12 protein-coding genes are annotated in these 14,580 nt (G+C 72.5%); 4 read left to right on the forward strand and 8 right to left on the reverse strand.

Annotated features, from left to right (window positions below; genetic code table 11):
- Positions 1–38 precede the first annotated feature (38 nt).
- From QA802_RS38330 to QA802_RS38340, 3 genes are all read left to right on the forward strand, one after another.
- On the forward strand, positions 39–284 hold the full coding sequence (locus QA802_RS38330) for a hypothetical protein (protein ID WP_334532895.1): 246 nt from the start codon (positions 39–41) through the stop codon (positions 282–284).
- A gap of 3 nt (positions 285–287) precedes the next feature.
- Positions 288–665, forward strand: coding sequence for a hypothetical protein (locus QA802_RS38335; RefSeq protein ID WP_057577480.1), 378 nt, complete (start codon positions 288–290; stop codon positions 663–665).
- Positions 666–1,147: 482 nt separating this feature from the next.
- Positions 1,148–2,779, forward strand: coding sequence for an RICIN domain-containing protein (locus QA802_RS38340; protein WP_334532898.1), 1,632 nt, complete (start codon positions 1,148–1,150; stop codon positions 2,777–2,779).
- 127 nt (positions 2,780–2,906) lie between these two features.
- On the opposite strand, the gene QA802_RS38345 is transcribed toward QA802_RS38340, so the two are convergent.
- Positions 2,907–4,076 carry a lactate 2-monooxygenase gene (locus tag QA802_RS38345; RefSeq protein WP_334535159.1) on the reverse strand — a complete coding sequence of 390 codons (1,170 nt, stop codon included), beginning with the start codon at positions 4,074–4,076 and terminating at the stop codon, positions 2,907–2,909.
- 421 nt (positions 4,077–4,497) lie between these two features.
- On the opposite strand from QA802_RS38345, the gene QA802_RS38350 reads away from it, so the two are divergent.
- Positions 4,498–4,932 carry a subtilase-type protease inhibitor gene (locus QA802_RS38350; protein ID WP_334532901.1) on the forward strand — a complete coding sequence of 145 codons (435 nt, stop codon included), beginning with the start codon at positions 4,498–4,500 and terminating at the stop codon, positions 4,930–4,932.
- A gap of 200 nt (positions 4,933–5,132) precedes the next feature.
- Here the strand turns inward: QA802_RS38350 and QA802_RS38355 are convergent, their stop codons facing one another.
- The 7 genes from QA802_RS38355 to QA802_RS38385 all read right to left on the reverse strand — a co-directional run bounded on the left by QA802_RS38355 (position 5,133) and on the right by QA802_RS38385 (position 14,565).
- A complete protein-coding gene (locus tag QA802_RS38355; protein ID WP_334532903.1) occupies positions 5,133–5,336 on the reverse strand; it encodes a CDGSH iron-sulfur domain-containing protein in 204 nt (67 codons plus the stop codon).
- Positions 5,337–5,448: 112 nt separating this feature from the next.
- Entirely contained in the window at positions 5,449–6,465 is a 1,017-nt protein-coding gene (locus QA802_RS38360) for an iron-containing redox enzyme family protein (protein ID WP_334532906.1), read from the reverse strand.
- Between the two features lie 185 nt (positions 6,466–6,650).
- On the reverse strand, positions 6,651–8,153 hold the full coding sequence (locus tag QA802_RS38365) for an MFS transporter (protein ID WP_334532909.1): 1,503 nt from the start codon (positions 8,151–8,153) through the stop codon (positions 6,651–6,653).
- A 205-nt stretch (positions 8,154–8,358) separates the two neighbouring features.
- Positions 8,359–11,181, reverse strand: coding sequence for an NHLP bacteriocin export ABC transporter permease/ATPase subunit (locus QA802_RS38370; RefSeq protein ID WP_334532912.1), 2,823 nt, complete (start codon positions 11,179–11,181; stop codon positions 8,359–8,361).
- Between the two features lie 58 nt (positions 11,182–11,239).
- A complete protein-coding gene (locus QA802_RS38375) occupies positions 11,240–13,462 on the reverse strand; it encodes an NHLP family bacteriocin export ABC transporter peptidase/permease/ATPase subunit (protein ID WP_334535161.1) in 2,223 nt (740 codons plus the stop codon).
- Complete coding sequence (locus QA802_RS38380) at positions 13,459–14,265, reverse strand: HlyD family efflux transporter periplasmic adaptor subunit (RefSeq protein ID WP_334532915.1); 807 nt, start codon at positions 14,263–14,265, stop codon at positions 13,459–13,461. The genes QA802_RS38375 and QA802_RS38380 overlap by 4 nt, the downstream gene beginning before the upstream one ends.
- Before the next feature lie 84 nt (positions 14,266–14,349).
- Entirely contained in the window at positions 14,350–14,565 is a 216-nt protein-coding gene (locus QA802_RS38385; RefSeq protein ID WP_319168994.1) for a type A2 lantipeptide, read from the reverse strand.
- Positions 14,566–14,580: the final 15 nt, after the last annotated feature.

The raw sequence follows: 14,580 nt of genomic DNA on the forward strand, positions 1-14,580 counted from the left end.
TATTTACGAGTAAGTACCCGCGCGGTACCGTGAAGGACATGCCAGCCCTCAATGTGGAGTTCAGCGATCGCGAGCTGGAGGACCTGCGGCAGATCGCCAAGGAACGCGGTACGTCGATGAAGGCACTCGTGCGGGAGGCGGCCGCGGCCGACATCGCGCGGCACCGGGCGCTGCAGGAGGGCGCGGAGGAATTCCGCAGGTTCTTCGCGTCCCACGCCGACGAGTTCGCGGCCGCCTTCCCCGACGACGAGCGTGCCGCGACGAGCGTGGGGCGGGTCGCCTGACCGATGACAGCCGTCATCCACATCGACGTGCCCTGGCTGCTCCAGCGCCATGAAGAGGTCCTGCCCGAGCAGCCCACCGTCAACGACTTCTCGGCCCTCGTCGCCGCCGTCGCCCGGCACCGGGTCGATCCGCCCAAACTGGGCGTGGACTCCGACCCCGCCTGGCGGGCGGCAGCGCTGCTGCACACGCTCACCCTGCTCAGGCCACTGCCCTCGGCCAACGCCCGCTTCGCCTGTGCGACGGCGGTGGCGTACATGTTCACCAGCGGCGTCGGCATCGATCCGCCGTACGGCGCGCTCGTCGACCTCGCCCGGGATCTCCTCGACGGGAAGACCGACGTCTACGGCGCGGCCGACCGGCTGCGCTCCTGGCAGATATAGCGCGGGTCGCCACGGGACGCCTGGGACCCGTCCTGAGGAAGACCTTCCGGGCCGCCGGCCGAGGGCGGGAGGAACAGGGCCGGCGGCCGTTTCGCGCAGGAGAGCCGCCGTCCTGCGCGGGGCCTTTCGAGGAAGTGGCCGGTTCCAGCCAACTACCGGGGCCGGTGCGGCGGGAGCGTGCGCACGGCCCCGCCGCGTGCGCGCGTTTCGCACGGGGCGCAAGAAGGGATTCCGGCCGGGACGCCCGACTTCTCAAAAAGGCCGCCGTACGAGGTGGGAGCGAGGTGGGAGCCGCTTTTCGCTTATCGACTTTTCATCAACAAAGGGCCCTCCCGGCCTTCGCCTTGTTGTGCGCGACTTAGTTGTGCAATGGTGAACCACCCGTGCGGGTGGTCATGGCCGGACCCCCTGCGTTCGTCGGCGGAGGCGAATTGGCGCTCCCTGCCCGCACCGAACAGGTACGTACCAAAGGAACTCGCTCAGTGCCCACCCCTCAGCCTCCGCTTCCGCCTTACCCCCCGCCGGGCCAGGGCCCCGGAGAGTCCGACGAATCCCTCGCCGCCGGAATACGCGGCGGCGCGGACAGTGAGGTCGCCCAGTACACGGCGCTGCTGATCGCCCGGCACTGGCGGCCGGTGCACGAGTACGCGGTCATCTGCCTGGCCTCCTCCGGAAGCGTCGCGTCGATGATCACCGCCGCCGCCTTCCACCAGGTCTTCGACCGGCTCAAGCTGGGCGAGCCGGGCACCGCGCTGCGCCCCCGACTGCTGGTGACCGTACGGGACATGGCACGGCTGTGGTCCGCCGACGAGCAGCTGTCGGGCGTCCTGCCGGTGCTGCGCAAACCGGCCGGGGCCCGGGGCATGCGCACCGCGAAGTCCATGACGCCGGAGAACCGGGTACTGGCGGAACGCTCGTTCCAGGGCCTCCCCGCGGTCGCCCGCTGCGTGCTGTGGCACGTGGAGGTCGAGGCCGAACAGGTCACCGTCGCGGCCGGACTGCTCGGCATGGACACCGAGACCGTGTCCGCGGCCCTCGAACAGGCCCGCGACAAGCTCCGCGAGGGCGTCGTGCGCGCCCACCGGGAACTCGCGCCGAGCAAGGACTGCGGCTTCTACAACCGACTGCTGGACGTGCCGATCCGGCGCGGCGGCGAACTCCTGCCCGACGTGCGCAAGCATCTGGACGAGTGCCGCTACTGCCGTTCCGCGGCCGAACAGCTCGGCGGCTTCGAGAACGGCCTCGGCCTGCTGCTCGCCGAGGCCGTGCTCGGCTGGGGCGCCCGCCGCTACCACGACACCCGGCCGGGCCGGTCGCGTCAGCAGACCGTCCGTCTCAAGGGCTCGGCGCGGCACCGCGGCGGCGGAACCCGAGGCAGGGGCGGCGCCCTGCTCTCGAAAATCCCCTCGCCGCGCCGGCGCGCGTCCGACGGCCCGCGCTCACCGCGCAGGCTGTTCGCCGGCGTCGGACTGGCCTCGGCCGGCCTGGTGACCACCCTGCTCGCGGCCGGTCTGTGGACGGACGGCGGCAGCGCCGACCCCGCCTCTTCCACCAGCGGTGCTCCTGGCACCGACTCGCAGGCCGCCACCGCCTCGCCGACCGCCCCCGGCACCGCCCGCATGCCCGCCACGCCCCGGCAGACCAGGCTGCGCAACGCCGCCGCGGACCTGTGTCTGGACGTCCGCGGCGAGGCGAAGGCGGGCGCGTCGGTCGAGCTGGCGGGCTGCTCGTCCGAGGCGACCCAGCAGTGGTCGTACGACGACGACGGTCAGCTGCGCAGCGTGGCTCAGCCCGACCTGTGCGTGGACTCGCACGTGGACGCCGGCGTGGTCATCCTCGGCGGATGCGTCGACGCCACCGACGCCCGCGGTGAGGACGTCCGCTACGACCTCACCGTGCAGGGCGAGTTGCTGCCCCGCTGGGACGAGGCGCTCGCTCTCGCCCCGGCCGGTGAGAGCGCTGGCAGCGACCTGGTGGTGAAGGTGCGCGACCACTCGACGGGCCAGCGCTGGCTGACCGACGTCCCCGCGGCGAGCCCGGGCTCCCTCGCGGTCACCGGGACCGACGCGCCGCCCTCGGCCCGCCCCGTCGACCTGACGGACGGGGCCGTCTGAGGCTCGGTCCGTCCGAGGTTCGGTCCGTCCACGGCCAGGTCCGGTCTGGTCCCGTCTGTCCGGCCTCATGCCCTGCCGGCCCTGCCCGGTCGGTCCGGTCCGGGTCCGGGCGGGTGCGCGCGGGCCGTCAGCCGGAGTCCTCGACGAGGTCGTCGGGGCCGACGGTCGACGGGCGGCGGTGGCCGCAGAGAGCCAGTGTGAGGTCGAACTCGGCGAGCAGGCAGCGGATCACGTGCTCGACACCGGACTGCCCGTCCAGGCCGAGCCCGTAGACGTAGGGCCGGCCGAGCAGAACCGCCTGTGCGCCGAGGGCGAGGGCCTTGAAGACGTCGTCGCCGGTGCGCACCCCGCTGTCGAACAGCACGCTCAGCCGGTCGCCGACCGCCCGCGCCACCCGGGGCAGCGCGTCGGCGGCCGCCACCGAGCCGGCCACCTGCCGGCCGCCGTGGTTGGAGACCACCACGCCGTCCATCCCGGCGTCCGCCGCCAGCCGGGCGTCGTCCGGGTGCAGCACACCCTTGAGGACGATCGGGCCGTCCCAGTTCTCCCGCAGGAACGCCAGGTCCGGCCAGGTCTTGCCGGGGTCTGCGAACAGGTTCACGAAGTGCAGCACAGCCGCGTTGGGGTCCTCGTGCACGGGCTTGGCGAGGCCCGCGGTGAAGGCGGCGTCGGTGAAGTAGTTGGCCGTGCCCACGCCGTGCAGGAACGGCAGATAGGCCTGGTCGAGGTCGCGGGGCCGCCAGGCCAGCATCGGGGTGTCGAGGGTGACGACCAGCACCGTGAAGCCGCTCGCCCTCGCCCGGCTCAGAAAGCTGCGGGTGACCTCACGGTCCTTGGACCAGTACAGCTGGAACCAGCGCTCGGCGTCCCCCATCGCCTCGGCCACCTGCTCGATCGGCGTGCTGGACGCCGACGACAGGATGTACGGGACGCCGTGAGCCGCCGCCGCCCGGGCCGCAGCGGACTCCGCCTCCGGATGCATGATCGACAGCACGCCGACAGGCGCCAGCGCCAGCGGGGCGGGCAGTGCGCGGCCCAGCACCTCGACCGAGAGGTCCCGCTCGTGCACGTCGCGCAGCATGCGCGGCACGATCCGGCGGCGCTCCAGGGCCGTCCGGTTCGCCCGCGCCGTGCTGCCGTCGCCCGCGCTGCCCGCGACATAGCCGACCGGCCCCGGCCCCAGCCGCTGCTCGGTGAGCTCCTCCAGCCGGGTCAGGTCGGTGGGCAGCCGGGGGACCGCGCCGGTCATCCCGTTGAGATAGATCTCGTACTGGAAGTCCCCCCAGTGCTTGCCCATCCGTCCGTCCCGTCTCTCGTCGTCCCGTTGCGCGGGGTGTGGTGGTGCGCGGGTGCGGTGGTGCCGCAGGGGCGACCATACCGGCGGGTCGGTGCCGTGGTCCGGCCCGTGACGGCTCATGACGGCTCGCTTCGAAGAGATCGTCGGGCCCGTGAGGGCGTTAGCGGAATGTTTCAGGCCGATTAACGAAGCTATGAGAACCGGTCATCGAACCGATCGAAGGGATCATGAAGCGCTTGTTTTCGGCGTTGGAACGTTCGAAGTTGGTGACTTCGCGCCACTGATTCAATACGCAAGGTTACTGAAACCCATGGGGTCGATGTGAGTTTCGGCAGCGGACTCGGCAGACTCGCGCTCGCCGCGTTCGGCACCGACCGAGTCGGACCGGCACACCCCCGAATCGAGCGGAAGGATGCACACAATGCGGAACACCGCGCGCTGGGCAGCGACCCTCGGCCTCACGGCCGCAACCGTCTGCGGATCCCTCACCGGATCCGCGCTCGCCGCCCCGGCCGCAGCGCCGACCTCCCTGTACGCCCCGTCGGCACTCGTGCTGACCGTGGGGCACGGAGAGACCGCCGCCACCGCCGACGCGGCCCGGGCCGTCACCCTGAGCTGCGCTCCGACGCCCTCCGGCACGCACCCGGCCGCCGCCCTGGCCTGCGCCGAACTGCGCTCGGCCGGCGGCGACCCGGAGCTCCTGGCGGGCCCGGGCCATGCCGTGTGCACCCGGCAGTACGACCCGGTGGTCGTCACCGTGGACGGCGTGTGGCAGGGCAAGCGCGTCGTCTTCGCGCACACCTTCGCCAACGAGTGCGTGAAGAACGCTGCCGAGAGCAGCCTCTTCGCGTTCTGAGGACCGGGATCACGTGGTCCCCGTGGACACCGAGGCAGGCTCGTGAAGTGGGGAGTGCGAGCCCCTGACGCGGGACCGCCGTGATCTCGTACCCGGAGGCCGGACCGGTGGTGTGGGGCTGCCGCCGGCCTCCGGGCTTTCTCGTGCACCACCCGGCCGCACCCGCCTGCGCGGGTGCGGCCCTCGCACGCCATGACCTGTCAGGAACGCTCGCGGTCCCGGTGGCTGGTGTCGCACCAGGGATAGCGGCGGCTGCGCCGACAGGTGCACAGGGCCACCCGGAAGCGGTCGGAGGAGACGGTGGTGCCGTCCTCCAGTTCCACCTCCACCGGGCCCTCGACGAGCAGGGGCCCGCTGCGTCGGACGCTGATCCGGCAGGGCCTGTCGGCGGGGGAGTTCGACACGGGCGACCACCAGCTCCTCGTTCTCGTCGTTTGTCGTTGCTCCTCGTCGTTTCCCGTCCTCGGCTCCCGACGCCTCTCGACGCATCTCGTCGTCGTGGGGCGGCGGGGCCGGTCAGGAGACGCGGGCGGTCCCCCGCTCGGGCAGCGGGATCCGCAGGGAGGACCCGCCCGAGCGCCAGGCGGCCAGCAGCCGGTCGCCGAGGCGGTCCTCCAGCATCCCGGTCGCGTCGACGCCGAAGGCGATGTCGGCCGCGAGGTGGGGCTCCTCCTCGAGGAGGCCGGCGATGACCTCGTGGCGCACGACCTGTTCGTGGACGGCGTCCGCCTCGACGTGCTCGTCGTAGAAGTGCACGGCGGCGGGGCCGGCGTCCGCGCGGCGCATCGCCCGGGCGAGCCGCCGCGAGCCGGGCGAGGAGGTGATCTCCACCGCCGCGAAGTGTCCGACGAGTGCGCCCCGCAGGGACCTGTGCAGGCCGAACAGGGACATCATGTTGACCACGGCCAGTGTCTGCGCGCACGCCGCGTCCAGATAGCGGCCGTAGCCGGTGTCCAGCCCCAGGTCCGCCATCAGGTCCGCGAAGAGCCGGGCGTGCACGCGCTCGGGCCGGCCGCCGCCGTACTCGTCGAACTCCACCGCGGCCATGGCGGCCTTGGCCCGGCCCCACAGCCGAGGCAGCACCCACGCGTGCGGGTCCGCCTCCTTGAGGTGGTACAGGGAGCGCTGCGCCGCGTACTCGCGCAGCTGCCAGGCCTCGCCCTCGGCGGCCAGGAAGTGGCTGACCCCCGTGCCCTCGACGGGCTCCACGAGGATCTCCGCCAGCGCTTCGTCGAGGGAGGCGTGGACCGGTGTGTCCGTGCGCAGGGCGGTCAGGAAGCGGTGTTCCAGCGCGGCCCGGACCCGCAGCAGGGCCGGGTCCCACTCGAGGTCCGGGGACACCCCGGCGAAACCGCGGTAGTGCAGCTCGTAGCAGAGGTACAGGGCCAGCTGGAGGTCGTCGCCGTACGGGGAGGCGGACGCCGCCGCCTCGGTCGCCGGGAGGGGGCCCGCGTCCTCCAGGTACGCGCGGACGGCCGTGGAGAGCGGGCCTCGGGGGGCCGGCAGCGGCGGTCCGGCAAGGTCGTGTGCCATGCGGGCCGGGTACCCCGCGGGCGACGGAACACCCCCTCGGCCTGCGGTGGGACGGCGGTGGGTCCGCCCGGGGAATCCGGCACGGGGAGGGGCATCGGCACAGGGAAAGACGGGGGAGGCCGCCGTCCGGTGCGGACGGCGGCCTCCTCTCCCCGGTGGGCGGCTCCCGCGCCCGATACGGCACGTCACATGTGGATCACCGGCGCGGCGTCCGCGTCCTGCTCCGGCACTCCGCGGCGGAAGAGCGCGAAGGCGACGACCGCGCCCGCGGCGAAGAAGCCGGCCGACCACCAGAACGCGGTGGTGTAGCTCTCGATGGTGGCCTGCGCCTGGACCAGCTTGTCCGCCGGGTTCTTGCCGGCCAGGTAGTCCGTCGCGGCGCTCGTGGCGAGGGTGTTCAGAAGGGCCGTCCCGATCGATCCGCCCACCTGCTGCATCGCGTTGACGGTGGCCGAGGCCACGCCCGCGTCCTCGGCGGCGACCCCGCCGGTGGCCAGCTGCATGGCGGGCGGCATGACCAGACCGAGGCCGATGCCGATGACGACCAGCTGCGGCAGGACGGCGCTCAGGTAGTGCGAGCCGACGCCGATCCCGGTCAGCCAGGCCATGCCTGCCGCGGCGACGGCGAAGCCCAGCGGGATGACCGCCTTCGGGCCCAGCCGCGGCACCAGGGCCGTCGTGCCGAGCTGCGCCGCGATCATGAGCGCGGCGACCATCGGCAGGAACGCCACACCCGTCTTCGTCGGGCTGAAGCCGAGGTTCAGCTGCAGGTAGTAGGTGAGGAAGAGGAACACGCCGAACATGCCGGCGCCGGAGATCAGCACGGCGAAGAACGAGGCCGCGCGGTTGCGGTCGAGCAGGATGCGCAGCGGCAGCAGCGGGTGCGCGGCGCGGGTCTGCCACCAGGTGAAGGCGGCCAGCAGCAGGCCGCCCGCGATCAGGAAGCCCCAGGTCAGCGGCGAGGCCCAGTCGTGGGTCTCCGCGTTGGAGAAGCCGTAGACCAGGGCGAACAGACCGGTGGCCACCAGGACGGTGCCGGGCACGTCCAGCTTGGAGTTCGCGGCGTCGCGGTGGTGGGTGAGCAGGAGCCAGCCGCCCGCGAAGGCGAGGACGGCGATGACGACGTTGACATAGAGCGTCCAGCGCCAGTCGAACGCGTCGGTCAGGACGCCGCCGAGCAGCAGGCCCACCGCGCCGCCCGCGCCGGCGATGGCGCCGTAGACGCTGAACGCCCTGGCCCGCTCCTTGGCGTCGGTGAACGTGGTGTTGAGGAGGGAGAGCGCGGCCGGGGCGAGGAGCGCGCCGAAGGCGCCCTGCAGCGCGCGGGCGGTGACCAGCATCTCGAAGTTGGTGGCGGCGCCGCCGAGCGCCGAGACGGCGGCGAAGCCGACGACGCCGATCAGGAAGGCCGTCTTGCGGCCGAAGAGGTCGGCTATGCGGCCGCCGAGCAGCAGCAGCGAGGCGAACGCCAGGGCGTACGCGGTGACGATCCACTGCCGGCTGCCGTCGGAGAAACCGAGGTCGGCCTGGGCGGAGGGCAGGGCGATGTTCACGATGGTGGCGTCCAGCACCACCATCAGCTGGGCGAGGGCGACCACCGCGAGGATCCACCACTTCTTGGCGGAGGCCGCGGACGGATCCTGCTCGGCGCCCGTGCGGGCGTCTTCCGTCAAAGTTTTGGAGGCCATGGGGAACCACTCCAGGGACGTCGGCGAAGAACACGTAAACGAAACTGTTTCGTACACCTGGAGGCTAGACCAGTTTCTGCGAAACGGCAAAGTTTCGTTAGTGGGTATCGGATCGCTGGTCCCGGATCGCTGGTGCCGGGTGCCGGGTGCCGGGTAGTGGGGGTGAGCGGGGGGCGATCAGCCCGCCGGGCGCGTCCGGCGGGCTCTACGCCAGCTGTCGTCGCAACAGCTCGTGCAGTCGGCCGCCGGTGTCCGCGAGGAGCCGGGCCGGCGGACCCTGCTGGGTGATCCTGCCGTTCTCCATCACGACCACCCGGTCGGCGTCCATCACCGTCGACAGCCGGTGCGCGATGACCACGCGCGTCGCGTTGAGCTTGCGGGTGCTCTCGATGACCGTGCGCTGCGTCTCGTTGTCGAGGGCGCTGGTCGCCTCGTCGAAGAACAGGATGCGCGGCCGCCGGATCAGCGCCTGCGCGATCATCAGCCGCTGACGCTGACCGCCCGAGACGGACCCGCTGCCGGAGACGATCGTGTGCAGCCCCATCGGCATGCGTCTGACGTCCTCCGCGAGCCCCGCCAGTTCGGCCGCCGCCATCGCCTCCTCCGGCGTGTAGGCCCCCGTCCCGCAGATGACGTCCAGCAGCGAGCCGGTGAACGGCTGGGCGTGCTGGAGCACCACCCCGCACTGCCGGCGCACCGCCGCCTGGTCCAGCGCCGCCAGGTCCTGGCCGTCGTACAGCACACTGCCCGAGAGGGGCCTGTCGAAGCCGATTAGCAGCCGCAGCAGGGTCGACTTGCCGCACCCGCTCGGGCCGACGACCGCCACGAACTCGCCCGGCCGCACCTCGAAGGAGACGTCGTCGAGAACGAGGGGACCGTCGTCGGAGTAGCGGAACGAGAGCCGACGGGCCTCGAGCGCGCCGGTCAGCGGGCCGGGGCGGATGTTCGCGCTGCGCACCTCCGGGGTGGCCTCCAGCACCGGCCGGATCTCCTCGAACAGCGGCAGCGCGGCCACCGCCGAGACGAACGCGCCGGTCAACGAGGTGACCGAGGTGAGCAGCATCGTCATGGAGGTGTTGAAGGTGAGGAAGTCCGCCGCCGACAGCGCGCCCCGTGCGGGGCCGGCCAGCAGCATGAACATCAGCAGCGAGCACAGCGGCAGGTACACCGAGCCCAGCACCGCGCTGAGGTTCTTGATCCGGCCGAGCCGCTGCTGGAGCTCACGGCTGCGCGCGAACTGCGCCGCCCAGGCCGCGTACGCGTAGTTCTCGGCCGCCGCCACCCGCAGCTTCGGCAGCCCGCGCAACGTCTGGAACGCCTGGTTGTTCAGCTTGTTGGAGAGCACGACGAGCCGCCGCTGCCAGCGCACCTGCCACAGCCCGAGCGCCAGGAACACCGACGCGATCACGACCAGCATGCCGATCGCGGCCAACGCCATCGGCACGCTGTACCAGAGCAGCAGCCCCAGGTTCATCGCGCCGACCGTGACGGACTGGGCGACCGACGGACCGAGCCCCGCCAGCAGCCGGCGGATCGCGCTGACCCCCATCGCGGCACTGGCCAGCTCGCCCGTCGACCGCTCGGCGAAGAACGTCGTCGGCAGCCTGAGCAGCCGGTCCCACACCGCCGGCTGGAGCGTCGCCTCGACCCGGCCCTCCAGCCGCAGGATGGTCAGGTTCTGCAGCAGTGTGAACGCCGCCGCGACCACGCCGGCGACCATCACGGACAGGCACACCTGCACGATGAGCCCCTGCTGGGCCTTCGGCACGTACTCGCCCAGCACCTTGCCGGTGGCGATCGGCACCAGCGCCCCGATCGCCACCGTCACCAACCCGCTGAGCAGCAGGTTCGTCAGGTCCCCCGTGGTGCCGCGCATACAGAACCGCAGCAGACCGAGGGGGCTGAGCCGCCGCTCCGGCAACGGCCGGTAGAACATGACGGCCCGCGGCTCGAACTCCTCCGCGCCCGCCTTCTCCACCGGCGTCTCCCGACCGGTCGCCGGGTGCACGGCGACATAGCCGCCGCGCCGCCACAGCAGCGCGACCGGCGCCCCGGACAGCGCCCGGCGCCCGACCAGCGGCCCCACGTCGTCGCGCCACCAGCGCCCGTCGAGGCGGACGGCCCGGGCCCGTACCCGGGAGGCGAGGGCGACCCGCTCGACCGGGTCCAGCCGGTCGTCGTCGGGGCCCGTCCGGGCGGGCTCGGCAAGGGTGATCCCGGCGGCCCGCGCGACCAGGCGGCAGGCGGCGAAGGTCGCGTCGGCGTCGGCGGCCGTCGCACGCCGCCCGGACTTCCCGCCGATCGACGCGAGGAGCGTGCGGTCGGCCTCGGCGCGCACCGCCTCGCCGGCCTTGATCCCGGCTGCCGTACGCGTCTCATGGGTGCGTTCCAGCTGCTCGATCCAGCGGTCCAGGGTGGTCAGCAGCCGGTACTGCTGGTCGACCATGGACTGCCACACCGCAGGGTCCATCAGCAGGTCGGCGGCCGCCTCCGCGCCGTACAGCGAGCCGTACTGCACACTGCCCGGCGGGACCTGCATCCAGAACACGTCGTCGTCCTGGACCTGGGCGGACCCTTCCGTGGCCATCGGCGCCTGGAAGAGGACCGACAGACCGCGGCCGACGCCGAGGGCGAGCGCGTACTCCAGCGGGCTCGAAGTCGGCGGCACGTAAAGGGGGTTGCCGTACTCGTCGTACGACCAGGTCCGGGTGTCCGCGGGCTGGTACAGCTCGCGCAGCCCGACGCGGTGCACCACGCAGTCGCGCAACGGGCGCGCCACAAGGGTGTGCTGAGGCCCGGCGACCGGGCCCAGCAGCAGGGAACCCGCCTCCAGACGGCCCAAGTGATGCCAGTGGCCCTGCTGTTCGGCGTCCACCGCGAACAGGTCCAGCGCACCCGCCGCGACCAGCCACAGCACCTGCGGGCCCTCCAGATCGAGGCGGCCCGAACCCGCGCAGTCGATCCTCGAGCCCATCCGCCCCAGCGCGGCGAGAACGACGTCGAGCTCGCCCTCGGACACCGCAGTCATCTCATCGCTCCCTGACCAGCTCATCGCTTCCTGACCAGCTCATCGCGCCCCGAACAGTTCATCGCTCCCTGACCAGCGCCGCGTACGCGCCGCCGCGCGCCACCAGTTCCCCGTGCCGTCCGCGCTCCACGACCGAACCGTGCCGGAGCACGACGATCTCGTCGCTGTCGCGCACCGTGCTCAGCCGGTGGGCGATCACCACGCACGCGCAGCCGCGCCGGCGCAGGTTGTCCATCACCGTCTGCTCGGTCTCCGCGTCCAGCGCGCTGGTCACCTCGTCCAGCACCAGGATGCTGGGCCGGCGCACCAGCGCCCGCGCGATCTCGAGCCGCTGCCGCTGCCCGCCGGAGAAGTTGCGGCCGTCCTGCTCCACCCGGCTGCGGATGCCGCCGGGCCTGCCCAGGACGACGTCGAGGAGCGCCGCGTCGCGCAGCGCGTCCTCGACGGCGTCGTCCGGGATCGACGGGTCCCACAGCGCCACGTTGTCGCGGACCGACCCCTCGAACAGGAACACCTCCTGGTCGACGAAGGAGACGGACGCGGCCAGCGCCCCCCGCGGAATGTCCTCCAGCCGCTGCCCGTCGATCCGGATCACGCCCTCCCAGGGCGCGTACAGGCCCGAGATCAGCCGCGACACCGTCGACTTGCCGCTGCCCGAGCCGCCCACCAGCGCCACCTGCCGCCCCGGGCCGACGGTCAGGTCGAAGCCGGTCAGCAGCGGCTTGTCCAGCGGGCTGTAGCCGAACGAGATGTTCTCCAGCTCGACGTGACCGCGCAGCCGGCGCGTGGAGTCGGCGCCCTCACGGCGGTCGTAGAGCGGGTCGGCGCGGAAGTTCTCCACGTCCTTCAGCCGGGCCACGTCGGCCGCGAAGTCCTGGATGCGGCCCGCCACGCCGTTGAGCCGGGTCAGCGGCGCGGTGAAGCGGGCGACCAGGGCCTGGAAGGCGACCAGCAGACCCACCGAGACATGGCCCTCGATCGCGCGCATCCCGCCGATCCACAGGATCAGCGCGCTGTTGAACGTCGCCAGCGTCGGCGCCACCACGCCCAGCCAGGCGCTCGGCACCCCGAGCCGCTGCTGCTCCTCCAGGGTGGTCGCGTGCTGCCCGGCCCACTTGCGGAAATAGCCGTCCTCGCCGCCGGTCGCCTTCATCGTCTCGATCAACTGCAGCCCGGTGTACGCCGTGTTGGTGAGCCGCGCGTTGTCCGCGCGCAGCTTCGCCGTCCGGGTGGCCCGCATCCGGACGACGATCCGCATGGCGACGATGTTCAGCAGCGCCACCCCGACACCGACGTACGTCAACTGAGGGTCGTAGGTGTAGAGGAGGAAGGCGTACAGGACGACGACCACCGCGTCCACGCCCGCCGACGCCAGGTCGCGGGCCAGGGTCTCGGCGACGGCGTCGTTCGACTGCAGACGCTGGACCAGGTCGGCCGGGCTGCGCTGGGAGAAGAACGTCACCGGCAGCCGCAGCAGATGCCGCAGGAAGCGGGCGCTGGACAGCGTCGAGGAGATGATCCGGCCGTGGAGCAGGTTGGCCTGCTGGAGCCAGGTCAGCGCGACCGTGAGCGCCACGCATGTGCCCATCGACGCGAACAGCACGCCCAGCAGCGAGGTCTGACCGCCGATCAGGAACGTGTCGATCCAGGTCCGGCTCAACGCCGGCACCGCCGCCCCGACCAGCACCAGCAGCAGACTCGCCAGCACGGCGGCCGGCAGAGTCCCCGCGGTGCCGCGCAGCCGGGCCGGCATCGCGCCCAGCACCCCGGGGCTGCGCCCGCCCCGCTCGAAGTCCGCACCCGGCTCCAGCACCAGCACCACGCCGGTGAAGCTGCCGTCGAAGTCCTCCATGGGCACGAACCGGCGGCCCTTGCCGGGGTCGTTGACGTACACGCCGCGGCGGCCGAGGCGTCGGCCCAGGCCCTCGTAGACGACGTAGTGGTTGAACTCCCAGAAGAGGATCGCCGGCGTGCCGACCCCGGCGAGCGCGGCCAGGTCCATCTGCATGCCCTTGGCCGTCAGCCCGTAACCGCGGGCCGCCTTCAGCAGGTTGCTCGCGCGTGAGCCGTCCCGGGAGACCCCGCACGCGATGCGCAGCTCCTCCAGCGGGACGTGCCGGCCGTAGTGGGCGAGGACCATGGCGAGGGAGGCGGCCCCGCACTCCACGGCCTCCATCTGCAGCACCGTGGGCGTGCGGACGGTCTTCACCCGGCTCTTGGGGACCGGGCACCGGGGCGGCGCGGCGCGCCGTCGGCCACGGGTCTGCGCGGCGGCGGTCACGGGAGCAGCCAATCGACGGGATGCTGGTCGGCCAGCCGGATAGAGCCCGTGGCCAGGGTCATGGAGGAGAGCCCGTACGGCGGGCCGCTCGCGGACGACCACCGGTAGCCGCTCCGGGTCGCCGAGGACTTCTCGAGGCGGACCAGGACCGCCACCGGGCGGCCCTCCTCGGTGAACTGCTCGCCCAGTTGGCTGTCGCCGAGGAACGCGGCGATCTGCTGCGCCGACCGGGCGGTGCGGTCCACCGACTTCACCCGACCGCGCAGCACGCCGTACTGCTGCGACGGCACGGTCTGCACGGTGAGGTCGACGGCCGCGTCCTGCCGGATCGAGGCCGCGTTCGCCGCCGGGACGTACACCGTCGCGTACAGCGGATCGTCGGCTCCGGCGATCTTCTCGACGGCGGCCACGTTCGCGCCGGTGGAGATGATCTGCCCGATGGAGGCGGCGAGCGCGGTGATCCGGCCCGCGGCGACCGTCCGCACCACGGTGACGCCGTCGGCCGTGCGCACCTTCAGCACGGGGGCGTCGGCGGGCAGCCGCTCGCCCTCCTTCGCGAGGACGGCGACGACCTGGCCGGCGGCGGGGCTCTGCAGGAGGTAGCTGCCCTCGCCGTGGGTGAGGACGGCGGGTGCGTCCACCGTGGACGTGACCGAACCGGTCACCGCCCACACGGACGCGGCCGCCAGGACGACCACCGTCACGGACAGCACCAGCCAGCCCTGAGGGCGCGCGAAACGCACCGGCAGGTCGAGTTCCTCCGGTGACTGGAGCTTGGCGAGGGCCTGTTGGCGGAACTGCACAGGACTTCCCTGGGGTGTCTCGGCGCACCGACGAGTCCCGGAGCCGGGTGACGGCTCCGGGACTCAAAGGTCACAAGGGCGCGATCAGAGACCGGCGACCGTGTTGGTGAGCGGGGCGGTGTGCAGGCCGGTGAGGCCCTCGAGGTTGCCGACGACCGTGTCGACCAGGGGCGACACCGGGGCGACGCCGTCCACCAGCTCGGTGACCGTGCTGAGGGTGTTCAGCGACAGACCGCCGGAGACGTTGTCCAGCTCGGCGTCGGAGATCTCGACGGTCTCGACCTGGGGGGTGGAGTTCATGGGGGGACTTCCCTT

The sequence above is a fragment of the Streptomyces sp. B21-105 genome (assembly GCF_036898465.1).
Taxonomy (GTDB): Bacteria; Actinomycetota; Actinomycetes; order Streptomycetales; family Streptomycetaceae; genus Streptomyces.